19 protein-coding genes, 1 tRNA gene and 1 CRISPR repeat array are annotated in these 22,264 nt (G+C 59.8%); of the genes, 15 read left to right on the forward strand and 5 right to left on the reverse strand.

Annotated elements, in window-relative coordinates:
- A CRISPR array of direct repeats spans positions 1-755; the repeat unit is 29 nt; unit sequence CAGAGGGCACCGCTCAGGCGGATAGAAAC.
- A gap of 53 nt (positions 756-808) precedes the next feature.
- Positions 809-2,236: a S24 family peptidase gene (locus ACH2ED_RS05105; RefSeq protein ID WP_395089127.1), complete on the forward strand. Its 1,428-nt coding sequence runs from the start codon at positions 809-811 to the stop codon at positions 2,234-2,236.
- Between the two features lie 47 nt (positions 2,237-2,283).
- Complete coding sequence (gene cas6, locus ACH2ED_RS05110) at positions 2,284-3,126, forward strand: CRISPR system precrRNA processing endoribonuclease RAMP protein Cas6 (RefSeq protein ID WP_395089128.1); 843 nt, start codon at positions 2,284-2,286, stop codon at positions 3,124-3,126.
- Positions 3,127-3,893: 767 nt separating this feature from the next.
- Here the strand turns inward: cas6 and ACH2ED_RS05115 are convergent.
- The 3 genes from ACH2ED_RS05115 to ACH2ED_RS05125 form a co-directional block, all read right to left on the reverse strand.
- Positions 3,894-4,208, reverse strand: coding sequence for a hypothetical protein (locus ACH2ED_RS05115; protein WP_395089129.1), 315 nt, complete (start codon positions 4,206-4,208; stop codon positions 3,894-3,896).
- A gap of 359 nt (positions 4,209-4,567) precedes the next feature.
- Complete coding sequence (locus ACH2ED_RS05120; protein ID WP_395089130.1) at positions 4,568-4,708, reverse strand: hypothetical protein; 141 nt, start codon at positions 4,706-4,708, stop codon at positions 4,568-4,570.
- A gap of 88 nt (positions 4,709-4,796) precedes the next feature.
- Complete coding sequence (locus ACH2ED_RS05125; RefSeq protein WP_395089131.1) at positions 4,797-5,204, reverse strand: hypothetical protein; 408 nt, start codon at positions 5,202-5,204, stop codon at positions 4,797-4,799.
- Between the two features lie 38 nt (positions 5,205-5,242).
- Here ACH2ED_RS05125 and ACH2ED_RS05130 point away from each other — a divergent pair, with 38 nt between their 5' ends.
- Positions 5,243-5,602: a hypothetical protein gene (locus ACH2ED_RS05130; RefSeq protein WP_395089132.1), complete on the forward strand. Its 360-nt coding sequence runs from the start codon at positions 5,243-5,245 to the stop codon at positions 5,600-5,602.
- A gap of 7 nt (positions 5,603-5,609) precedes the next feature.
- Complete coding sequence (locus tag ACH2ED_RS05135; RefSeq protein WP_395089133.1) at positions 5,610-6,062, forward strand: HNH endonuclease; 453 nt, start codon at positions 5,610-5,612, stop codon at positions 6,060-6,062.
- Here ACH2ED_RS05135 and ACH2ED_RS05140 read toward each other — a convergent pair.
- A complete protein-coding gene (locus tag ACH2ED_RS05140) occupies positions 6,049-7,005 on the reverse strand; it encodes a hypothetical protein (RefSeq protein WP_395089134.1) in 957 nt (318 codons plus the stop codon). The genes ACH2ED_RS05135 and ACH2ED_RS05140 overlap by 14 nt on opposite strands.
- A 71-nt stretch (positions 7,006-7,076) precedes the next feature.
- Between ACH2ED_RS05140 and ACH2ED_RS05145 the strand changes: the two genes are divergently transcribed.
- A complete protein-coding gene (locus ACH2ED_RS05145; protein ID WP_395089135.1) occupies positions 7,077-8,231 on the forward strand; it encodes a tyrosine-type recombinase/integrase in 1,155 nt (384 codons plus the stop codon).
- A 99-nt stretch (positions 8,232-8,330) separates the two neighbouring features.
- On the opposite strand, the gene ACH2ED_RS05150 is transcribed toward ACH2ED_RS05145, so the two are convergent.
- Positions 8,331-8,402: transfer RNA gene (locus tag ACH2ED_RS05150), tRNA-Thr, on the reverse strand.
- A gap of 63 nt (positions 8,403-8,465) precedes the next feature.
- Between ACH2ED_RS05150 and ACH2ED_RS05155 the strand changes: the two genes are divergently transcribed.
- From ACH2ED_RS05155 to ACH2ED_RS05200, 10 genes are all read left to right on the forward strand, one after another.
- Entirely contained in the window at positions 8,466-11,102 is a 2,637-nt protein-coding gene (locus ACH2ED_RS05155; protein WP_395089136.1) for an AAA family ATPase, read from the forward strand.
- On the forward strand, positions 11,092-11,526 hold the full coding sequence (locus ACH2ED_RS05160; RefSeq protein ID WP_395089137.1) for a hypothetical protein: 435 nt from the start codon (positions 11,092-11,094) through the stop codon (positions 11,524-11,526). Before ACH2ED_RS05155 ends, ACH2ED_RS05160 begins: the two co-directional genes overlap by 11 nt.
- Before the next feature lie 105 nt (positions 11,527-11,631).
- The gene (locus ACH2ED_RS05165) at positions 11,632-11,979 is read left to right on the forward strand and encodes a hypothetical protein (protein ID WP_395089138.1); all 348 of its coding nucleotides are present in this window, start codon (positions 11,632-11,634) and stop codon (positions 11,977-11,979) included.
- 16 nt (positions 11,980-11,995) lie between these two features.
- Positions 11,996-12,841: a hydroxymethylglutaryl-CoA lyase gene (locus ACH2ED_RS05170; RefSeq protein ID WP_395089139.1), complete on the forward strand. Its 846-nt coding sequence runs from the start codon at positions 11,996-11,998 to the stop codon at positions 12,839-12,841.
- Positions 12,838-14,151: an apolipoprotein N-acyltransferase gene (gene lnt, locus ACH2ED_RS05175; RefSeq protein WP_395089140.1), complete on the forward strand. Its 1,314-nt coding sequence runs from the start codon at positions 12,838-12,840 to the stop codon at positions 14,149-14,151. The genes ACH2ED_RS05170 and lnt (ACH2ED_RS05175) overlap by 4 nt, the downstream gene beginning before the upstream one ends.
- The gene (lnt, locus tag ACH2ED_RS05180) at positions 14,148-15,641 is read left to right on the forward strand and encodes an apolipoprotein N-acyltransferase (RefSeq protein WP_395089141.1); all 1,494 of its coding nucleotides are present in this window, start codon (positions 14,148-14,150) and stop codon (positions 15,639-15,641) included. The genes lnt (ACH2ED_RS05175) and lnt (ACH2ED_RS05180) overlap by 4 nt, the downstream gene beginning before the upstream one ends.
- A 4-nt stretch (positions 15,642-15,645) precedes the next feature.
- Positions 15,646-17,199 carry a bifunctional metallophosphatase/5'-nucleotidase gene (locus tag ACH2ED_RS05185; protein ID WP_395089142.1) on the forward strand — a complete coding sequence of 518 codons (1,554 nt, stop codon included), beginning with the start codon at positions 15,646-15,648 and terminating at the stop codon, positions 17,197-17,199.
- 19 nt (positions 17,200-17,218) lie between these two features.
- Complete coding sequence (locus tag ACH2ED_RS05190) at positions 17,219-18,679, forward strand: PQQ-binding-like beta-propeller repeat protein (RefSeq protein ID WP_395089143.1); 1,461 nt, start codon at positions 17,219-17,221, stop codon at positions 18,677-18,679.
- The gene (locus ACH2ED_RS05195; protein WP_395089144.1) at positions 18,676-20,877 is read left to right on the forward strand and encodes a PSD1 and planctomycete cytochrome C domain-containing protein; all 2,202 of its coding nucleotides are present in this window, start codon (positions 18,676-18,678) and stop codon (positions 20,875-20,877) included. The genes ACH2ED_RS05190 and ACH2ED_RS05195 overlap by 4 nt, the downstream gene beginning before the upstream one ends.
- Positions 20,874-22,250, forward strand: coding sequence for a DUF1501 domain-containing protein (locus tag ACH2ED_RS05200; RefSeq protein WP_395089145.1), 1,377 nt, complete (start codon positions 20,874-20,876; stop codon positions 22,248-22,250). The genes ACH2ED_RS05195 and ACH2ED_RS05200 overlap by 4 nt, the downstream gene beginning before the upstream one ends.
- Positions 22,251-22,264 lie beyond the last annotated feature (14 nt).

Below are 22,264 nucleotides of genomic sequence, written 5' to 3' on the forward strand. Positions count from 1 at the left end.
CAGAGGGCACCGCTCAGGCGGATAGAAACGAGATTGGATTTAAGGCAATGGGAGCAAAACCCCCAATGTCGCGACAGAGGGCACCGCTCAGGCGGATAGAAACCTACTTCCTCTCCATCCATTGTCTGCTGAAATCGGGGGTCGCGACAGAGGGCACCGCTCAGGCGGATAGAAACCTGATGTCCAATTTGTTTGGACTTTTACATAGTCTGTCGCGACAGAGGGCACCGCTCAGGCGGATAGAAACGGATCTATTCCCGTAATTAATTTAATCTTTTTTTCCTGTCGCGACAGAGGGCACCGCTCAGGCGGATAGAAACCCCCAATTGTCGATTTTTAAAAAGGTTAAAAATCGTCGCGACAGAGGGCACCGCTCAGGCGGATAGAAACGCATCCCCCAGGTGAGCTGCTGCTGTTTCGTGTTTTGCAAGTCGCGACAGAGGGCACCGCTCAGGCGGATAGAAACACTAACAAGAAAAAGTTCTGTATGTTATCTCCCAGTCGCGACAGAGGGCACCGCTCAGGCGGATAGAAACGTTGCATGCCAAATATAAATGACGTAACTCCAATAACGTCGCGACAGAGGGCACCGCTCAGGCGGATAGAAACTTACTGAAGGTACACCTGATATGTTAAAGACTCATACGTCGCGACAGAGGGCACCGCTCAGGCGGATAGAAACGTTTTTTTCATCTACTCTTTCTAGGGTAAGTTCATACGTCGCGACAGAGGGCACCGCTCAGGCGGATAGAAACTATAAACTTTGGGGAGTATGACTCATTCCTCTGGCGAAGAGGCATAAGGGGGTATGAAAACAACCGACCCCGTCACTCTGGATAAGGGAACCTACCTCGCAGACCTGGAGCCAGGACAGAGCTTTGGCCCTGCTCTCTTCGCGGTGCGCAGTGTTACCGACCGAGGCGAGGAGACACGGGCACCCCAGCTTGTGGCCACGCTCACCGACTGCACTCAGCCGGGAGGGCGAATCGCCAAGGTGTGGCAAGCCGACAGCCACACCCGTGCCGCGCTCAAGGTGGGGCAGATCGTGCAGGTCTGGGGCAAGGTGGACACCACAAGTCCCTGGGCAGGAGAGCTGACTCTGGAGCGTGTGGAGGCCATCGCCCAACCCGATGATCTCTCGGAGTTCCTAGCACCTCCCCCTGAGGGGTACACCCGCGCCTGGAAGGAGTTCTGTCGGCTGATTCGCTCGGTTCAGAACCCCCACCTCGCGGAGCTGCTCAAGCGGCTCTTGGACAAACAAAGCCAGTGCGCCTTTGCCGACGCGGTCGCAGCACGAGGCCATCACCATGCCTACCGAGGCGGCCTTCTCCAGCACACCGTTGAGGTCGCGGCTCTCTGTGAGGCTACCTGTGCAGTCTATCCGTACCTCTGTCGGGATCTGCTCCTCACCGGAGCGCTCCTCCACGACTTTGGCAAGCTCACGGAGATGGAGCACGGGCTCGCTGCCGGAGCGTTCACAGCGGAGGGATGCCTCATCGGGCATGTCCACGGGGGAGCACTACGAGTTCGTGAGGTGGCCGTTGGGATCAAGGAGTTCCCCCTCCCTCTGCTCAACGCCCTGATGCACCTGATTCTCTCCCACCATGGTGAAGGAGCCTTCGGTTCCCCCAAGGCACCCGCCTTTCCTGAGGCAGTTGTCCTCTCGCAGTGTGATCGGCTCAGCGCCCACACCACCGCGATGCACGAGGCGATTTGCAAGGCTCCCGCCGGCCAGACAAGTCTGTGGCATCAAGGGAACTGGATCTACACGGGGGACCTGGGAGATACGCCCAGGCCTGCACTCCCCCTCCTCAGCTCTGCGTGCCTAGAAAGCCAGGGGGCGCAAGAAAGTACCACGCCCAACAACTTCGCCACAGCCCGCTGCATCCCCGTTCGCGGCCTGGTGGCGGCAGGGCGGGGGGAAGAGAGCGCGGAGTACAGTGAGGAGACACTCACCGTGGTTCCCCCGGAGGAGGGGGCGGACTACCTGGTGCGTGTCACGGGCGATTCTCTACAAGGAGCAGGAGTCCAGGCGGGAGACTTGCTGTTTGTCCAGCAGCACGCCACGCCCCGTCCAGGCGATCTCGTGGTGGCCTGGCTCCCCGGCCAGGGTGGCGTGGTCAAGCGCTTCGCAGGAGATCGGCTGGAGTCGGCACACCCGGACTACCCCCCGATCCCTCTCACCGAAGAGGTACGAATCCAGGGCAAAGTAACAGGGTTGTTGCGTCCCCTTTGAGTGTCAGGGGAAGGAGTTGCTCTCTGCTCTGGTGAACCAGTAATGCCATGCCCACGCTCCTTCGTTTGACACTGGAACTGGAAGAAGCGACGTTTCTTGCCAGCAAGCAGGCTCCCGCACAGGGCTGGTTTCTCAAGCTATGCCAGTTCTACCACCCCGCCGTTTCTGAGGCGCTCCATGCCGAGGAGCCTGAGGAAAAGAATGTCCGTCGGCCCTACACGCTCTCGCGCTTCCACACTCCGCCTCAGCAAGTGAACCCGCTGGAGCTCTACGCGGTGGAGCAAGGTCTGAGCGCCACTTGTGATGAGGGAGAGCTACGGCGGGGGCAGCGGCTCTCGCTACGCGTGGGTTTGCTCGATGATGGTTTTGCGGAGTCTCTGCGCAATGCCCTACCGAACCTTCCCCTTCCGACGGTGGGCCGGGGACGCTGCGCCCTTGCGTCCCCACCGGAGTGGCTCTATGCACCGTGGGAGGCACTGGCTCAGGTTCCCGTGCCGGATCGTCTGCGGCTGGAGTTTGCCACTCCCACCGCCTTTGTCTCCCAGGACGAGCTGCTCCCCCGCCCCGAACCGGAGCGTTTTCTGGCAAGCTGGCGACGGAGCTGGGAGCGCTTCGCCCCCGAAAGTGTTCCCGCTCCGACAGAGGAGCTGCTGGCAGAGGCTCCCCCGCTGGTGAGTGCGTTTGACTTAAAAACCCTCGCCTGGCCCAGCAGGCAGCGCACCTGTGTGGGGTTTGTCGGCTGGATGGAACTCACCTGGCGGCGGGGTGCCCCCGAAGAAGCGCGCCGTGCAGCGGCGAGTCTGGCAACCCTAGCGGCATTCTGTGGCACAGGGGCGAAAACCACCACTGGGCTGGGCCAGACCCGCTCGTCGCTCTTGGAGCGGAGGTAGGACAAAAAAGAAAAACTCCCCATTTCCGGGGAGTGAGCGGGGTCGAGGTCGGGGTGGCTCGCGCGCAGGGCAGCGGCGAGCTTTGGGAGCTGGCGCGCCCCCCAGCGCCGCAGGTTGGGCTCGTTACCCCGTGCCCGTGTCTTCTGGAACACCTCCTGCCAGTCCAAGTCGTAGAACAGCCGCAGTGACAGCGCATCCCGTTCCGCCGGAGCCATGCCCGTTGCGACCATCCAGCCCTGGATGGTCTGAGCAAGCTCCTGACGGATCAGCAGTAGGCTGGGATCCGGTGCGGGATCTGGAACCCGATCCTGCACCGAATCCCGATCCTGCACCGAATCCCCATCCCTACGAGGGCTCTGATTCAGGGAAACGACGTTCCCCCGAGCATAGCGCCGCCGCTCCCGCTCCAGAAAGCCCGTGCACTCGCGGCCCGCTGCGATTCTGCCCCCCCAGAAACAGCGCCGGAAGTAGGCAACCGCAATAGGCGGCACAGGAGGAACCTTCCCCTGAAGAATCGCATTCTCCGTGTAGTCGAGTGTCTTATCTCCCGCACTTTCGGCAGGTACTTGCGGGCAGCCCCGCGCAATGGCCTGACGGAGACAGCGCTCGCGGGCCTCGTATAGTGCAGCACTCACCAGGAAATGCTGCGGGTCGGGTTGTTGTTGTTTCATCAATACCCTCTCCCGAGCACGCCCTCCTAAGGAGTGCACACACGGAAGAGGTTTGGCAGAGCAGCTCTGCCGGGTTGGGGGTGAGCGCGAACCGAGTCACACGCTTGGCCCTCTGCGCCAGAAGCCCTTACGGGTCGCCCGAAATCCGGCGGTGTTGCGGTAGACCGTCACCAGCACATCCCCTGCCAGGACGACAAGGAGACCCTCGGCGCGGTCGGCTAAAGAAGCAGGGAGCCCCTGGGGAAAGTGACGTCGGCCCAGATAGTAGGCGACTCGCCCACCACCGACGTGGTAGCGCTTGCCAAACTGCAACGCAAGCGCAACCAGCTCACGGGTAATCCCGCGCTGCTGCTGTCGGCGGACGCTGTGCCCTGTCCGCTGGAGGGTAGTGGGGGTGTTGTTGTTTTTCATCGCCTCTTCTTTTTGCCTTTCCTGAGAACCACAATCAGACACACCAATGCCTAAAGGCAAAGGGATTAAAAGTATCTGGAACCTGGTTTTACGATCCGGTAACCCGGGTCGGTTTTAATCAGTTATTAAGGGGAGAAGAGAGCCTTCTCCGAAGAGGCTTCGAGTGCGGTGAGTCCCGCGAAGTGAAGCGAGAGTAATCCTATCAGCGATCCTAAATCCTGTCAAGACCCACGAAATATATATTTTCAGATTGTGACGCATTCACGTAGGAGAGAAGCATAGGAGAATATGAAAATGCGCTCCTATGCGAGGATGAGCGCACACTTGCCTGCAGAAGCACACCAACGGCGCAGAACGCCCTAGAGGCCCTCGCGCTTGTTGCAGAGATCCAGCGACGCTCTACCTTCGACAGTCTCTTCCTCCATGCCAAGCACCGCTGCGAAGGGAGCTTCTGGGAGCGCCTCTGGGCACTCTTCTCCCCCAGCCAGCACCATCGCCACCGCGAGAACCGCCGTCCCATCCGCTAGTAGATGGGGCTGTCGGGGACAATACTATCAAGATACTACCAACGGCCACACACCTTAGGCTTTAGACGGCTACAAGCGTGTGCTCCGACTGGAGCAGCTCCGCCCAAAGGCGATCCCTCCGTGCCCGGAGCGTCTGCGCGTAGGAGCGGGCTCGCTCACGCAGGGTTTCGGGAGCATCAGCAGCGGCCGTGAGTTTGTCGCAGAGCTCCAGCGAGCGCAGGAAGTTACCCGCCTGGAACCAGCAGCCCGCCGCGCTGAACTCATGGCGCCAGACCTGCTCGGAGATACCCTGGACAGAATAGGCCGTTGCCAGTGCCTCTTCTAACTCCGCTGCCTCGCCAAAGAGCTTCGCCGCTTCATCGTGCTGACCCAGCTCCTTCGCCAAGCGGCCACGGAGCAGAAGCCCGGACTTGTATCGCTCGTGCTCCTGCATCTCTTCGGTTCGAATGCCACGCCTCATGCTACTCATTCTCCAGATTTTACCGCCGATGGTAAAATAGAAACACTATGGAGACGACCATCACACTCACCGGAAAGCTCGCGGATCTCTTTCGCATTGATGCCCAGCGCGAGGGTGTGCCCTTGGATGTCTTGGCCGCACGCCGCCTGGAAGAGAACGTGCTGCTCTGGCGCATCCGTACCGCAGCCCCGGAGGACGAGACCCGCGAGCTACACCGGCTCCTGCGCCGTCAGAAAAGTGGCACTCTTACCGAACCAGAGCGGGCGCAGCTTCTCGCCCTGATCGACTCCCGCGAGCTGCTCGCCGCTCAGCGCCTGGAAGACCTGGGAGCACTGGCTCGCCTGCGTGGCCTGCCCGTGCGTGAGCTCATGAACCAGCTCGGTATCCGCCCGATCCCGGTCTCGTAGCGTCGGTATGCCTCGTCCCCACATCACCGCTGCCCTTCGCCGCCAAGTACGAGCACGTGCCCAAGAGCGCTGCGAATACTGCCAGTGCCCTGAGGCGTTCTCTCTCGATACCTTCACCGTGGATCATATCCAGCCCGTCGCCCATGGTGGCCCGACCACACTGGAAAACCTAGCGTGTGCCTGTAACAACTGCAACACGCGCAAACTCGATGCCACTCTGGCCGCTGATCCCGAGACGGGAGTCCTTGTTCCGCTCTTCAACCCACGCACCGATGACTGGCGCACACACTTCACGTGGAGCACAGACACGCTTCGGATCATCCCACGAACTGCGATTGGCCGTGCGACTGAGGCTCGGCTCCAGCTCAACCGTCAGGGAGCGATCAATGTCCGGCGTGGGCTCCTATCGTTGGGGGAAACCCACCCGCCCATAGAAACGCTCCCCCTCACCGAAGAATAACCTGCCAAGCGGCCACTGCCTGTGGGTGTTCTCGTTGCCACAAAAGCCGCGCTCTATCTCGAATCTCTGTGTCAGCAGGGTGCTCCGTGCCCTCCAAGCGGATCAGCCGCGCCGCCTCGTTACAGAAGCCCCGTGCCGCCTCGTAGTCCACGCCGGGAAGCCAGTCGGGAGGAATCGGTCGGAGCGCTTTCACCACGCGCTGTGGCCGCTCCCCAAGGTCAGAGGGATGGCTCGATGGCTGCGCGGGCGGAAGCCAGCCACCCCGGAGCGCTGCTCGAACGAAGCCCCCGAGGTTGCGTAGACTCTCGCCTCTCGCCTTGGCGGCTCGTAGTGCCTGCTTCACCCGCTCCAGGGGCCAAGCGTTCTTCGTAATCTCAGTGGCGATACTCACCGCATCGGGTTCTGGGAGTCCGTTCTCTCGCAAGAGAGAGACAGCAGCAGGATCGGCAACGGTAGCGCTCTGTTCTGTCTGTTGACTCTCTTGTGAGGCTCTTATACAGGAAGAGAGGGGCGCATTTCCCGGCGCAGGAGGGGCGCAATTCTGGGTAGGCGAAACGCCGAGCTTGGCGAGATCAGGGCCACGCCGCAGCCCGAGGCGGTGCAACACGCAAGCAGCTAGGCGCCGGAGCAGTGCGGGGAACTTTTGGCGATCCAGCACGGCCTCGCAAAGCGCCACCCAGCCCGCCTGGAGCACCTCGGTAAGCGGAGCCAGCGGGCGAATGGCAACCCGCCGCCCGTGGGCGTACTCGACTTCGATGAGCTTGTTTTGTGTCAGTACACCGAGTAGGCGCTTGATAGTGGACTCGACCACGCCGAGCTGTCGTGCGAACCAGGCGTTATGGGCGTGGCAGCCCTCGCAGGAGTCCAAATAGCAGATGTCGCGGAAGAGGCGGGCGAGATGCCGATCACGGTCACGGCGCACATCGGGGAGGGTGAAATTCATTTTGCAAGCCCTCCGAAAACAAACAATAGTTTGATATAATAATGCCACACTTCAGCGGAAAGGTACGGACAATGGCAACCAAGCGTGGAAACGAAGAAGGCAGTATTTATCAGCGGCAGGATGGCCTCTGGGCAGCCTCGGTATCGCTCGGATTTGACGGCAAGGGCAAGCGGGTTCGGCGCACTCTCTATGGCAAGACGCGCAAAGAGGTCGCAACCAAGCTGGTCGAGCTTCAGAAGGCAAAGTCGGACGGCCTGCCCGTGGCGCGGCGGGACATCACCATTGAGACGCTGCTCACGGAATATCTTGCGGTCTCGAAACCACAGCTCCGGCCCAAGACCTATCTGAGCTATGCGCTGCTCTCGCGCGTCTATGTCCTCCCAAAGCTGGGCAAGCTGCGCCTGGCCGAGCTGGATGCCCGCAAAATCGAGAGCTGGATGCGCGGACTGCTTGCCGACGAGCTTTCGGCGCACACCGTGGGGCTGAGCCGTGCCCTGCTGCGTCGGGCCGTGGATCAGGCAGTGCGCTGGGACTGGGTTCCGCGCAACGTGGTGGATCTGACCTCGCCGCCCAGAGTGGAGCGCCGTGTGCCCCCTGCTCAGAGCGTGGAGCAAGCTCAAGCGATCCTCACCGCCTTTGAGGGCACCCGCTTCGGACCACTCATCACGGTCGTGCTTGGCTTGGGACTGCGTATTGGCGAAGCACTGGGGCTGCGTTGGGAAGACATCGAGTACGAGGGCGAGCGCCCGGTGCGCCTCTCGGTGCGGGTGCAGCTCCAGTACGTGAATAACACGTTTCAGCTCACCCCGCCCAAGAGCGCCCGTGCGGTTCGCTGCCTGTACCTTCCTAGCTTTGTCGCCGATGCGCTGCTTTCCCAGAAGCAGACTCAGGCGGAGCTCGCGCCAAAGTGGGAAGAAACCGGCTGTGAAAATAAGCTCGGGCTTGTTTTTACCAACTGGGAGGGCGGGCCACTGGAGTACCAGAACGTGCGGCGACAGTGCATGCTGACACTGGGGCGAGCAGGAATCGAAGGCGTTCGCCTGCATGATCTGCGGCACTTGTGCGCCTCGCTCTTGCTGGCACGCAACATCCACCCACGAATCGTGATGGAGATTCTGGGCCACAGCCAGATCTCGCTGACCATGAACACCTACAGCCACGTGCTGCCCGGAGTGGCGACCGTTGCTGCCACGGCGATGGAGGAGCTGCTGCGTCCGGGAAAGTAGCCTGGCTTCCGTGTGTGTTCGGGGGCGGTGGCTACAGTAGTGGCTACAAATGAGAGAGGCGGGAAGGGATTTAGCCCCTTCCCGCCCTCTTCGTAGATAAGCCGACGACCGGGTTCGAACCGGTGACCTGCTGTTTACGAAACAGCTGCTCTACCACTGAGCCACGTCGGCGCGAAGGAGATTCTATCATACTGCCCTCTTCCCTGCAATAGATTTTACCGCTATACTGTCGCTATGCTGCGAGAACACGAACCCGCTGTCGTGACGGTTACTTTTCTCTGCACAGACATCGTGGGAAGCACACGCCTCTGGCAAGAGAGTGGTGCCCTCATGCGTGAGCGACTCAGCTGGCACGATGCACGGGTGCAGGAGCTTGCCCAACGCTTTGGCGGCGATGCTTTCAAAGCTCGTGGGGACGGTTTTTTCATCGCGTTCCCCACGGCACTGGTTGCCCGAGATATGGCGGTCACTCTCCAGAAGGCACTTGTCCAAGAGTTTGGCGATACCTTTCAAATCCGTACTGTCCTCAGCACCGGCGAGGCCCAGCACCGCGAGGGGGACTACTTTGGACTCGCCCTGAGCCGCGCCGCACGCGTGCTTGAGCTCAGCCACGGAACCCAGCTTGTTCTGACGGAGACGAGTGCTAGGCTCATTGAGGAGGTCGAGCCTGCGGCAACCGCACAACTCAAGGACTTAGGAACCCATCAGCTGCGTAGTATCGAGCACCCGGAGCGCCTCTTCCAGCTGATTATCCCGGGCCTGCCCACCCAGTTCCCGCCGTTTTCCAACGCATCGCTCCCCCCCCATAACCTCCCACGCACCCTCACGTCGTTTATTGGACGGGAAAAAGAGTATGCCAGTGTGGAAGGTCTGCTCTCGAAGACGCGCTTGCTGAGTATTTTGGGACCCGGAGGAAGCGGAAAGACGCGTCTTTCTCTGCAAGTCGGTGACGAGCTACTGATGCGCTATCCGGGCGGGGTCTGGTTCGTGGATCTGGCTCCCGTTGCGGATGGTGCCCTATTTGCGCGGGCGGTCGCGGCGGCGCTCCGGGTGCGGGAGGACGCGGGAGCCGATCTGATGGAGACGCTACTCTCGCACCTAGCTCCGCGCAACACCCTCCTGATTCTGGACAACTGCGAGCACTTGGTCGGTGCTGCGGCGCACTTCGCCCAGCAGGTTCTGGTGCACTGCTCGGAAGTCACGATTCTTGCCACAAGCCGCGAGGCACTAGGGCTTACCGGGGAAGTGGCTTGGCCCTTGCCGGGGCTAGCTCTGCCACCTGAGAGTGTTACTAAACTAAGCCTTTTGATGCGCTATGAGGCGATCCAGCTCTTTGTGGAACGAGCGACAGCGGTGTCTCCAGGTTTCCGACTGACAAGTACCAACGGAGCCAGTGTGGCACGTATCTGCCGCCGCTTGGACGGGATTCCGCTCGCGCTGGAGCTTGCTGCCGCGTGGATAAGTGCGCTCTCACCTGAGCAGATTGACCAGCACCTGCTCGATAAAGATTTTCTCGAATCGGTAGACCCGACGGCACCGCAGCGTCAGCGCACCCTCCAAGGGACGATGGACTGGAGTCATGGGTTGCTCACCGTGCCCGAGCAAACTCTCTGGCGGCGGATCTCCGTCTTTGCGGGCAGCTTCACGCAGGCGGCGGCAGGTGCCGTCTGCACCGACGATCTCCTCCCGGCCCCCACTGCCCTGCGTGCCCTGCGTGGTCTGGTTCGCAAGTCTATTCTTCTGCACGATAGCACCTCGACAAATCGCTACCGTCTGCTGGAAACTGTGCGCGAGTATGGATTAGAGAAACTCAACGAGGCCAACGAGCTGCCCGCTTTTCGCCTGCGCCACTTAGAGCACTACACTGCCCTCGCCGAAGAAGCCGAACCGCACCTGCGCGGCCCCGAGCAAAAAACCTGGCTTGATCGTCTTGAGGCAGAACACCCCAATCTCCGTGTGGCCCTCACTCGCCCCGAAAACGGTGATCTCGCCCTACGTCTCGCCACTGCCATCTTCTGGTTCTGGCGTGTACGACAACACTTCACAGAGGGTATTCATTTCCTAAACAGTCTTCTCACGGCACACCAATCCGTAAATCCTGCCCTCCAAGCCCGTGCCATGCGAGCTCTAGGGATACTCTCGATGGAAACAGGAGCACTCTCAGAAGCAGAACAAGCCTTAGTCGTTTCACAACGGATTTTTGAGAGTTTGGGTGATCTCGCAGATGCAACAACTATTGCGGCGAATTTAGGAATCCTCGCTATCAACCGTGGAAATTTCTCCAAAGCGAAAATGCACCTCAATAAGGCAATTCAATTCTATCGAGATACAGGAGATAAACCAAGAGTTGCCATGCTTTTAACCAATTTAGGCTGTGCCATAATGGACGAAGGTATCCCTGAATACTATCATGAAGCGGAAAAAAACTTCCGAGAGAGTTATGCAATTGATATGGAAATCAGTGACATCACGGGGCGATTATCAAATATATTCAACATAAGTTACACATTATATAAAATGGATCGTTTCAATGAGTCCAAAGAACGCATGTTAGAATTTCTCAAACTCTCAGAAGCTAATAATATACTATCTGGTCAAGTCAAAGGAATCTTTCATCTCGTAAAAATCAGACACTCTATCTCGTCAGATGACCAAGAAATCGTACCCCTTCTTGGCAAAATCAACCAACTCATTGCTCAGGGAAACTCACCTCTTGATGAATCTGAAATAAAAGAATATAATGATCTTACTCACACCCTGTGTGGGCGATTAGGTGCTTCTGAGTATCAGCAACTCTTTGATCAGGGGGCACAACTTAGCTTTAACGAAACATTGAAATTAATAGAAAGTGGAACAAATAATGAAATCTGAAGCCTGGGGATGGATGCTTTTAGGAATTGCGATTGGTTACTTGATTGGTAATCGGCAATCAGAAAAAAACAAGAAAATTTCAGAGGAACAAGACTTTCACTCGACTTTAAAAGTACCTGTAACCAGACTTAAAAACATAACAACAAACACTTTAAGTGACTATTGTAAAGACAAAAACACCAGCACTGTACAAAATGGCGTATATCAAATGCTTCACTACAATAGTATTGAACAAACCGATCAAGTAGAGCCTACGGAAATTATTACTTTCAACTCTTCAAGTAATGACATTTACCTAGATCATAACGATATTTCAAAAATACATATAGATGCTCCAAGTGGCTACTCGTACTCTGTTAACATAAAATTCAGCGATAGTTACGGTCTTACTTATGAGGGCACGTTTGAAATCAAAGTCGTCTAATTACTATCACCGACCTCAATGGACAGTTGGATAGAGATTGCTAAGGTTTTAGGTGGATTCCACCAGAATAGCGATTTCTTTACACGGGAACACATTTTCATCCCGGTGCCACCGTGGACGGTGCGGGTGGAGGTGGAGCCTACCAGTGTCATCCCGATGACGCGGGTGAGTGCGGAGTGTGTTCTGCGGAAGGCGTTCTTTTTCCATCTGGAGCGCACGAACCGGGGGACGATGCTGGCGACGAGTCATACGGGGTTTGCGGAGAGTGTGCTGGCGCTTCCGGGCTACCGGGAGGCGCTGCTCTACGAGAGGTTCACGCTGGAGCTGGGGCCGGGATTGCTCTGGTGCGACACCTACGGAATCGTGACAGAGCGCGAGCGGCTGATCCGACTGATTGAGATCGTCGCGGAGACCTTGCAACGCCTGCGGGATTTTCGGCTCATTGAGGGTTAACGGGGTAGAATAGCGCATGGACGCTGTCCGAGTTGTCGAGGTTGGCCCGCGCGATGGGCTACAAAACGAGCCGCATCTTCTGCCCACCGCCACCAAGATCACCCTGATCGAACGCCTGGCGGATGCCGGGCTGACGGAGATCGAGGTCGGGGCGCTGGTGCACCCGAAGCTGGTTCCCGCGATGGCCGACAGCGAAGCGGTGCTTGCGGGGGTGCGGGAGCTTGCGGGCATTCAGCGCCATGTGCTCATTCCCAATCGCAAGGGCTGGGAACGGCTGGACCAAAGCTGTGTCCAGACCGTGAGCTTGTTCACCGCCGCCTCGGAGAGCTTCAGCCAGAAGAACACGGGGCGCGGTATTGCGGCGGCACGGGCGGAGTTTTCCGAGCTGATCCCAGAGATTCAGGCGGCGGGCTTGCGCGTCCGGGTCTATATCTCCACCGTGACCCACTGCCCGTACGAGGGAAAGATCGCGCCTGAGGCCGTCGTGCACGTCGCAAAGCAGCTCCTCGCTGCCGATGAGCTGGCATTGGGCGAGACTCTGGGGCGGGCAACGGGCGAGGATTTCGACGCGCTACTGGAAGCCATCACCCGGGTGGTCGCTCCGGAAAAGCTAGCAGGACACTTCCACGACACGAGCGGCGGGGCGCTGGCGGGCGTGGTACGGGGGCTGAACTACGGTCTGCGCTGCTTCGACGGTGCGGTCAGCGGTTTGGGGGGCTGCCCGTTTGCTCCGGGGGCGGCAGGAAATCTCGCCACGGAGCGTCTGGTCGCCTTTTTGGAGGAGCGTGGTTTCTCGACGCGGGTAGACCAGAAGAAGCTTTCTCAGACGGGAAGCTGGCTACGTGAAGAGCTGGCACGATGAGAAATGCCGCGTTCGCGATTCTCTGCGGTGTCTTATTGGCCCTTGCCTTTCCGCCTTGGAGCCTCTGGCCACTGGCCTGGGTCGTGCCCGGTCTGCTCTATGTGCTCCTAGCGGAATCGAGGCCGAAGCCTGCTGCACTGGGGGGCTACCTCTTTGGGGTTGCGCTTTATCTGCTGGGAGCCCAGTGGGTGCGTGCGCTGGCGGTTCCTCTGTGGTTGCTACTCCCGCTCTTTCCCAGCCCCGTCTTTGCGCTCTATGGCCTGGTAAATGGGCTGGCTCTGCCACGGCTCCCCCAACAGCTTCGCCCGCTTGCCTTTGCCTTGCTCTGGGCGCTCTTTGAGTGGCTTCGTGGTCTGGGAACCTACGCGGCGCCCTGGTTCTCCCTTGCCAGCGCCCATGCCCACCCGACCGCGCTTCCGCTGTTGCAGTGTGTCTCGTTTATCGGTACACCAGGCATGGCTTTTCTGGTCTCTCTCACTTCGGCATTACTGGCGGAGGGGATTCGCAAGCGGCAAAAGCGCTTTGCCCTCGCTCTTTTGATCCCCGCCACTCTCGTGCTTCTCCCCCGCCCCTCTCCCACGCGCCTGAGCTTTCTGCACCTTGCGCTCATCCAGCCCGGTCGTGCCGATGCGCAGGCAACAAACAACTACCTTGCACTCTCTCGGAAAGCGGCTCTGAACCACCCCGATCTCATTGTCTGGCCCGAGGGCGCGGCCACCGGGCTTGAAACGACGCGGCTCTCGGCGCTGGCTCGCGAGCTGAAGACCCCGCTTTTAGTAGGATTCTACAAAGACCATAAAGATGGCGCAGACAACCGGCCTCAGAACCTAGGGATTCTCTTTGATGGCGTGGGACGCGAGATCGGGCGCTACACCAAGCAGCGGCTTGCACCTTTTGGCGAGGTCTATCCCTTCCAGCACTGGCTTGGCAGCCTCTACGCCTCATTTGGCATCCGCCACGACAGCTTCCAGCACGGCGAGCGCCCCGGCGTGCTTCGGCTCCCGAGCGGCCAGAATATCGGGGTGGGTATCTGCTTTGAGAGCGCGTTTCCCTGGGTAGCGGCAAAGAACACCCAGGCGGGAGCGCAGCTCTTGATCTTTCTCACCTCTGACCAGGCGTTTGGCCAGAGTGCCGCCCTCCCCCAGCACCGAGATCTAGCGGTTGTTCGGGCCGTCGAGAACCGCCGCCCGGTGGTTCAAGTTGCGCCCACGGGAATCACGACTCTCATCGCCGCCGACGGACGCTTGCTTGCCGCGCTCGCGCCCGGTGAGCGCGGGATTCTCTTTGTCCATGCTATACTTCCCCCGTGAAACAGCGTAACTGGGGCTGGACAAGCGCCCCGCTCTCCGGGCTCTTGTTAGTGCTTGCTTTTCCGAACTTCAACCTCTGGCCTCTGGCCTGGGTCGCGCTGGTGCCGTTTTACCAGGCGCTCGCTCGCCCCGATAAACGAGCGGCGGCACACGGCTTCTGGCTAGGCTTCACGATCTTTCTGACAGGCGTCTACTGGATCTCGGAGCTGAACGGCACCACGCCCGCCGACAAGCTCTTCCCGTGGATCGGGCTGGCAGCGATTCAAGGCAGTTTCTTCGCTGTCTTTGCGGCGCTGGCAGGCGGGGCGCTCACGAAGCTCCCCGCGTTCGCTCGCCCTTTCGCCTTCGCCGCAGGCTGGGTCACGTTTGAGCTGATCCGCACCCTCGGGACCCTCAACTTCCCCTGGATGATCCTGGCGGTCAGCCAAGCGCACGGCGGTGGACTGATCTGGCTCCAGCTCGTGAGTGTGGGCGGCCAGTGGCTGCTCTCTTTTGCAATTGCGCTGGTCAACGGGCTTCTGGCCGAGTCGTGGATCGCAAAATCCTGGAAGCCTGCAAAGCTGGCAGGCGTACTCTTCCTCGGAATTGGCCTCTCTGGCTTTCTCCCCTCGCGAACCCAAAACGATACCGAGCTACTCTGGTACGCGCCCGAGCGTGGTGTCACCGTGACGGCGCTTCAGGGCGGGCGGGAGAACATGGATGGTATCCCGGACTACGTGCCGCTGACAGAACAGGCACGGGCACAACTGGTGATCTGGCCCGAGGCGGCGGCGGGGCCACTGGTGGGGTCTGAGTGGCGTAGCAAGTTTCTCTCCGAGCTGGCGATTCGAACCAAGACCGACCTGCTGATCGGGGCAGGCGAGGCAAAGCCGCACACGAACACCGTCTGGCACTTGCGGCCCGATGGCAGCACGGGCGGGCGCTACGATAAGCAGGTGCTCGTGCCCGGCGGTGAGTTCTTTCCGCTCTATGAAGTGCTCGGCCCGATCTACTTTCGCTTTGGCGCAACCCTGGAGTGGAACCACGTGCCAGGTAACAAGCCGGGGGTCTTCACGCTCGCAGACGGCACAAAAGTCGGGACGATTATCTGCTACGAGTCGGTCTTGCCCTGGGTGGCGCGTCAGGAAGTGCAAGAGGGTGCGCAGTTTCTTGTCCAGCCGACCTCAGACTCGTCGTTTGGCAGAACCGCTGGCCCCTACCAGCACCTAGGCATTGTGATTACGCGCGCCGTCGAGAACCGGCGCTACATCGTCCGCGCTGCCGCCACGGGAGTCTCCGCGATTATTTGCCCCGGAGGACGAGTTGAGGCATCTCTTGACCTTGGCAAGATAGGGGCACTCACGGGAATGATTGTCCCACTGACCGGGCGGAGCCTCGCCAGCCAGATCGGTGATCTGGTGGCATATCTCTGCGCGATAGGAAGTGTGGTTGCGCTTGCCTACCCCCTAACCCCCGCTGGGCGGGGGAAACGAGAATCTCCGGTAAAATAACCCCATGAACCGAGCCATACTCCCTCTTCTTCTTCTCCCCCTCCTCCTGTTATCGGGAGGAGAGGGCCGGGGGGAGGAGGGTAAGTGGCAAGAGAACAAGTCCTTCACGCTGCTGCACACCAACGACCAGCACGGGCACTTGCTACCGTTTTCCTACCCAAGCCGCGTCTCGCCCAAAGACGCCGTGGGGAAGATGCCCTTCACGCAAGACATTGGTGGGATTGCGCGGCGGGCGACTCTGGTGAAGCAGATCAAGGCGCAGGAGAAGAACTGCTGGCTGATGGATGCGGGCGACTGCATGGACGGCTCGCCGTTCTCGGTGGAGTTCTTCGCGCAAGCCGACTACGCCGCCATGAACGCCGTCGGCTACGACTTTGGTGTCTTTGGCAACCACGACTTTAACATGACAGTTGCGCAGTTCGAGGCGCTCACTAAGACCCCGACTTTCCCGCTGGTGCTCGCCAATGTCAGCGACAAGAAAACCAACAAAAGCATCCTGCCGCCCTATCTCATCAGGGAGTGGGGCGGGCTTAGAGTGGCGCTCTTTGGGCTGGTCACCAGTAGCACCAAGACCTACACGGCGGCAAAAGCGGCCTATAAAATCAACGATCCATTGACTGTCGCCGCCACACTCGTGCCGGAGCTACGCAAGCAAGCCGATCTGGTCATTGCCATCACGCACCTCGGCCTCGACGAAGACCGGCAGCTCGCCCGGAGTGTGTCTGGTATTGATGTGATTGTTGGGGGGCACTCGCACACCCGCCTGCCCATTGGAGTGATCGAGAACGGGACGATTATTTTGCAAGACCACCAGTGGGTCGGGGAGCTGGGGCGGCTGGACTTTACGGCCAAGCGCGATGCGTCGGGGAAGTGGAAGATAGACAAATTCACGGAGAAGCTGCTCCCGATAACTAAAGAAATTCCCGAGGACCTCGCGACGGCAAAAATAGTGGCGGGCTACTGGGACAAGATCAGGGCCAAGTACGATGCCGTGGTTGGGGAGGTGACGGCGGATCTCACCGACACGCCCGACCACGACTTGCAGCCCACCAACTACTACCTCGTCTGCGATGCCATGGCCGAGGCGACGGGCGCGGATTTCTATCTCGAAAACCAGGCAGGTGTCCGTGCGGCGCTACGAAAAGGCAAAGTCACTTTCGGCGATATTGTCTCCCTGGACCCGTTTGACAACGCCCTGTTTACGTTCAAGATCCAGGGCCGCGAGCTGAAGAAGCTTCTGGGTACCCTGCGTCCCCTTCCCTCGGCGAACCTGCGCTACTCCGTGAAGCAACGCGGCACCTCGCGCTTTGGCTGGGAGCTTATCGGAGCAAGCTTGAAAGGCAAGCCCCTTGACAACGACACGTACTACTCCGGCGCGGCCTCGTCGTACTTGTTCGCTAGCGCCATCCGACGTATCGCGATAGACGGCCAGGAAACGGGTAAGACGCGCCGCGCCGTGCTGGTGGAGTATCTCAAAAAACACTCTCCCTACACACCCAAAGAAGACAGTCGCGTTCGCTTCGATGGCGGAAATCCTTTATCGGAAGAGATAAAATAGTGAGAACGAGGAGAATTAGATGAGCAATTGGCCGCAGGCGGCGGGGCCTAATGGAAACTGGCAGACGACGGGTAAGGCACCTGTTGCGTGGAGCGTGGCAGACGGTAAGGGAGTTGTTTGGAAAACAACGCTCCCCGAGACGGGGCAGAGTGGGATCGCGGTCTGGGGCGAGCGATTGTTTCTCACCACGATGGCCGTGCAAGCGCCAAGCAACACGGCCAAAGAGGGCGGAAGCATTGTCGGGCACTGCGTGGATACCAACAGCGGCAAGATTCTCTGGAGCGTCGAGCTGCCCGCAAGTGAGCCCAGCCCGTACGCCTACGGCTTCTCGGACTCAAGCTCCCCCACACCCGTGACGGATGGCAAATCTGTCTGGTTCACAAACTCCAGTGGGTACATTGCGTGCTACGCAGTACGCGACGGCCGCGTGCTCTGGACGCGGGCCTGGAAACCGACCACGGGCCGTCCGTTTAATAAGCAGTTCGAGCCGATCCTAGACAACGGCGTGCTACTCAGCTGCGAGCCACGCGATCTCGGCGACCCGCAGCGCGAGCGCGATCCTTGGAACTACCTAAAGGGACTAGATGCCGCCACGGGGAAAGTGCTGTGGGTCGCCGAAGACGCACTGACACACTACAACACACCGGTCTTTGGAAAACTCGGCGGAGTGCCGTGTGTTCTTCAAGGGCGCGGCGGGCACCATGATGTTCCGGAGAAGCCCACTGGCCTCTCGCTGACAAGCCTGCGCGACGGAAAAACAATCTGGCGCACGGAGCTGACCGGCAAGGCGCTCTACAACATGCACTGGGACGAAAAAATCGCGGTGTGGATTGACGAAGACCACTCCACGATGACGGTGCTAGAGAGTAAGACGGGGAAGCTACTACGAACCATCGCGCTGGATCAGAGCGTTGGACTACGCACCTGGGACGGCAGCAAGTATGTCACCGAGACTGATATTGACCTCAAGGCGCGCAAAATCAAAGTCTTCCCCGCCTGGTTCACTAATATCATTATCAATGGCCACTGCTGGTTTCTGTGTTTCTCCAACCCGCAGCCCGCCTACGGTCAGGGTCCCACGGGCCCACTTTACTGCACGGGGCGCGTGAATCTCACCACCGGCAAGGTGGAGTATCTGGAGCTGCCCACTGCCACTGGCGGTGTCTACAAAAAGCCTGTGCCCGCCTCGACCGTCAATGCAGCGGGCCGTGATATCGCACAAGACGCCCGCTCCAAGCGCGACGGCTGGCACTGGATTTTTATTGGCTCCCCAATCGCAGTAGACGGCAAGATCTACTGGACAACACAAAATGGCGTGACCTATGTCATCAATGGAAAAGCCAAGCAGCTCGATGAAAAAGCGATTCTTGCGGTCAACGATCTGGGGCCGCTGGGACAGACCTGGAGCCTGAACACCCCGACGGCGGTCAATGGAAAACTCTACCACCGCACGATGCGCGAGCTGATCTGCCTGCAATGAAAACTCTGCTCAGCCTCCTTGCCCTCGCCGCTACGCTGACGGCAGCGGCCATTCAGCCCCCAAAGCCTCCCTCGGCATTGGAGTTCAACCGGGACATCCGCCCGATTCTCTCCAGCAACTGCTTCTACTGCCACGGCCCGGACGTGGGGAAACGGCAGGCGAACCTGCGGCTGGATCAGCCCAACGCGGCAACCAAAAGCGCTCTTCTCCCGCGCATCTTCGCCGCCCCGGATGCGGGGCTGATGCCGCCCGCCGAGAGCCATAAAATACTCACGGCAACGCAAAAAGAGATAGTGAAGCGCTGGATCGCGCAAGGGGCGACCTACCAGAAGCACTGGGCCTATGAAATGCCGGTGAAAGCGACGATCCCGGCAGGCCAGAGCCCCATTGATTTTCTGGTACAGAAGCGGCTCACGAGCAAGGGGCTCAAGCTCTCTCCCACAGCCAGCCGAAGAACTCTTATCCGCCGCCTCTACACCGACCTGCTCGGCCTGCCGCCGACACCTGCCGAAGTGCGTGCTTTTGAGAGCGACAAAGCCCCCGATGCCTACGCGAAATTAGTGGAGCGCTTGCTCGCCAACCCGCACTACGGCGAGCGCATGGCGCAGGGCTGGCTCGATGTGACCCGCTTCGCCGATACCATCGGCTACCACAGTGACAATCCGCGCAATATCTGGCCCTACCGCGACTATGTCATTAACGCCTTCAACGCCAACAAGCGCTTTGATCGGTTTACGAGAGAGCAAATCGCGGGCGATTTACTGCCCGATGCCTCGCAAGAGACGCGCATCGGGTCGGCGTTCAATCGGCTCCTGCTTACCACTGAGGAAGGTGGCGCACAGCCCAAGGATTACGAGGCGCGCTACTTAACGGACCGCGTGCGTGCCGTGGGAGCCACTTGGCTCGGGCAGACCACGGGCTGCGCCAACTGCCACGACCACAAGTTCGACCCCCTCACCCAGCGCGATTTCTTTCGCCTCGGGGCCTTCTTTGCCGATATTCAGGAAGGCATTGTGGCCGCCCGTGAGCCGGGAATGGTCATCGCCACGCCCGAGCAAGAGAAGCAGCTCGCGACGCTCAAAGGCGCGGAGAAGAAAGCCTACGAAGCCACGCTCACCCACTGCCTGGTCTCGGTGAGCACGGACAAGAAGCGCATCGTGCGGATTCTCCCCCGTGGCAACTTCCTCGATGAAACTGGCGAGACGGTCACGGCAGCGACGCCCAACTTCCTTCCCCCCCTTCGCGGAGCCGGAGGGGGGCTAGGGGGGAGGTTGGATCTCGCCAACTGGCTGGTCGCGCGGGAGAACCCACTCACCGCACGCACCGTGATGAACCGGCTCTGGAAGCAGCTCTTTGGCAGTGGCATCAGCCGTGTCCTAGATGATCTTGGGGCGCAGGGTGAGCCGCCTACCAACCCCGCGCTGCTGGACTGGCTCGCCTGCGAGTTTCAGGATAGTGGCTGGGATGTCAAGCACATGGTGCGCCTCCTGGTGCGTAGTAATACCTACAAGCAAGTCTCGACCGCTAGCAAAGCGCTTCTCGCCGCCGACCCCGACAACCGCGAGGTCGCCCGCCAGAGCCGCTACCGCTTAGACGCTGAGCTGGTGCGCGATAATGCGCTCGCGATCGCGGGTCTGCTCTCTCTAAAAATCGGGGGGCCGAGCGTGAAACCCTACCAGCCCGACGGTTACTGGGACACCTTAAACTTTCCCACCCGTAAGTACGCCACCGACAAAGGCGAGAGCCAGTACCGGCGGGGGCTCTATGTCTGGTGGCAGCGCAGCTTTCTGCATCCTTCGATGCTGGCCTTCGATGCCCCCAGTCGCGAGGAGTGCACCGCGGAGCGCAGCCGCTCCAATATCCCCCAGCAAGCACTGGTCTTACTCAACGACCCGACCTATGTAGAAGCCGCCCGAGCCTTTGCGATCCAAGTTCTCCAGCAGCCCAGCGAGCAGCGGCTCACGTGGGCGTGGCAACAGGCGCTCCAGCGCAACCCCGATGCCACGGAGCAAGCGACTTTGCTTGCACTTCAGGACAAACACCGAGCACGCTACAAAGCCACACCGAGTGCCGCCGACGAAGTGCTTGCGGTCGGGCTGGCCCCTATTCCCACTAACCTCGATAAGCCCGAGCTCGCGGCGTGGACACTTGTCTGCCGCGTACTCCTCAACCTTCATGAGACAATAACACGCCAATGAACGAACTCACACGGCGCTCTTTTCTGGGCAAGACGACGCAGGGGCTTGGGGCACTCGCCCTGAGCAACTTGCTCACTGCCGCACACGCGCGGGCTACGGGTAAGGCCAAGCGGGTGATCTGGCTCACCATGGCAGGGGGGCCGTCGCAGCTAGAGCTTTTCGATCCCAAGCCAAAGCTTGCACAGCTCGATGGCCAGCCGATGCCGGAGAGTTTCACTAAGGGCCAGCAGCTTGCGCAATTACAAGGCCAGAAGCTGCTCTGTTTTGGCCCCCAGTTTACCTTTGCCAAGTACGGCAAGAACCAGACAGAGCTCAGTACACTTCTTCCGCACACAGGCTCCGTGATAGACGATATCTGCCTAATCCGCTCCATGACCACCGACGCCATCAACCACGACCCGGCGCACATGTTCATGAACACGGGAAGCCAGATCGCAGGCAGGCCGAGCATGGGTTCGTGGGTGACGTATGGCCTCGGAAGCGAGTCCAAAGATTTACCAGGCTTTGTGGTGCTGACCTCGCTCGGGCCGGGCCGCTCACCCCAGCCAATCTCGGTGCGCCAGTGGAGCAGTGGCTTTCTTCCCAGCAAGTTTCAGGGAGTGCAGCTCCGCAGTCAAGGCGATGCCGTACTCTACCTGGCAAGCCCAAAAGGCGTGACACAGGCACAGCAGGGCGCGGATATTGCGGCGATTTCGTCGCTCAATGCCCATCATAATAGCCTTGTAGACGACCCCGAGATTGCCACCCGGATCGCGCAGTACGAGCTCGCCTACCAGATGCAGATCTCGGTGCCAGGGCTGATGAATGTCTCCCAGGAAAAGCCCGAGACGCTGGAGAGCTATGGCTGCCAACCCGGCGACGGTAGCTTTGCCAGCAACTGCTTACTGGCTCGCCGTCTCGCCGAAAAAGGTGTGCGCTTTATCCAGCTCTACCACCGCGACTGGGACCACCACAGCCTTCTCAGAGAAGAGCTGCCTCGGCGCGCCAAGGAAGTAGACCAGGCCTGCGCCGCGCTGATCAAAGACCTCAAGCAGCGTGGGATGTTTGAGGACACGCTGATTGTCTGGTCCGGCGAGTTTGGCCGCACGCCCATGTCGCAGAGTAACAAAGGCCCAACCGGGCGAGATCATCACAATAAAGCCATGTCGGTCTGGGTGGCGGGGGCGGGCATTCAGCGCGGGCTGGTCTACGGCGCTACCGATGAGCTGGGCTATGCCGCGCAAGAGAATATCGCCACAGTACATGATCTGCACGCGACCATGCTGCATCTTCTGGGGATAGATCACGACGCCTTCACCTATAAATTTCAGGGGCTCGATGCCAAGCTCACCGGGGTTGAAGGCGCACGTGTGCTCAAGGGAATTCTGGCTTAGACGCGTGGGGATTC

The sequence above is a fragment of the Armatimonas sp. genome (genome assembly GCF_043757465.1).
Classification (GTDB): domain Bacteria; phylum Armatimonadota; class Armatimonadia; order Armatimonadales; family Armatimonadaceae; genus Armatimonas.

Excerpts from the sequence above, each read along its gene's own strand:
- ACH2ED_RS05105 (WP_395089127.1), top strand. The coding sequence starts at position 809 with ATGAAAACAACCGACCCCGTCACTCTGGATAAGGGAACCTACCTCGCA.
- cas6 (WP_395089128.1), top strand. The coding sequence starts at position 2,284 with ATGCCCACGCTCCTTCGTTTGACACTGGAACTGGAAGAAGCGACGTTT.
- ACH2ED_RS05115 (WP_395089129.1), bottom strand. The coding sequence starts at position 4,208 with ATGAAAAACAACAACACCCCCACTACCCTCCAGCGGACAGGGCACAGC.
- ACH2ED_RS05125 (WP_395089131.1), bottom strand. The coding sequence starts at position 5,204 with ATGAGTAGCATGAGGCGTGGCATTCGAACCGAAGAGATGCAGGAGCAC.
- ACH2ED_RS05130 (WP_395089132.1), top strand. The coding sequence starts at position 5,243 with ATGGAGACGACCATCACACTCACCGGAAAGCTCGCGGATCTCTTTCGC.
- ACH2ED_RS05135 (WP_395089133.1), top strand. The coding sequence starts at position 5,610 with ATGCCTCGTCCCCACATCACCGCTGCCCTTCGCCGCCAAGTACGAGCA.
- ACH2ED_RS05140 (WP_395089134.1), bottom strand. The coding sequence starts at position 7,005 with ATGAATTTCACCCTCCCCGATGTGCGCCGTGACCGTGATCGGCATCTC.
- ACH2ED_RS05145 (WP_395089135.1), top strand. The coding sequence starts at position 7,077 with ATGGCAACCAAGCGTGGAAACGAAGAAGGCAGTATTTATCAGCGGCAG.
- ACH2ED_RS05155 (WP_395089136.1), top strand. The coding sequence starts at position 8,466 with ATGCTGCGAGAACACGAACCCGCTGTCGTGACGGTTACTTTTCTCTGC.
- ACH2ED_RS05160 (WP_395089137.1), top strand. The coding sequence starts at position 11,092 with ATGAAATCTGAAGCCTGGGGATGGATGCTTTTAGGAATTGCGATTGGT.
- ACH2ED_RS05170 (WP_395089139.1), top strand. The coding sequence starts at position 11,996 with ATGGACGCTGTCCGAGTTGTCGAGGTTGGCCCGCGCGATGGGCTACAA.
- lnt (WP_395089140.1), top strand. The coding sequence starts at position 12,838 with ATGAGAAATGCCGCGTTCGCGATTCTCTGCGGTGTCTTATTGGCCCTT.
- ACH2ED_RS05185 (WP_395089142.1), top strand. The coding sequence starts at position 15,646 with ATGAACCGAGCCATACTCCCTCTTCTTCTTCTCCCCCTCCTCCTGTTA.
- ACH2ED_RS05190 (WP_395089143.1), top strand. The coding sequence starts at position 17,219 with ATGAGCAATTGGCCGCAGGCGGCGGGGCCTAATGGAAACTGGCAGACG.
- ACH2ED_RS05195 (WP_395089144.1), top strand. The coding sequence starts at position 18,676 with ATGAAAACTCTGCTCAGCCTCCTTGCCCTCGCCGCTACGCTGACGGCA.
- ACH2ED_RS05200 (WP_395089145.1), top strand. The coding sequence starts at position 20,874 with ATGAACGAACTCACACGGCGCTCTTTTCTGGGCAAGACGACGCAGGGG.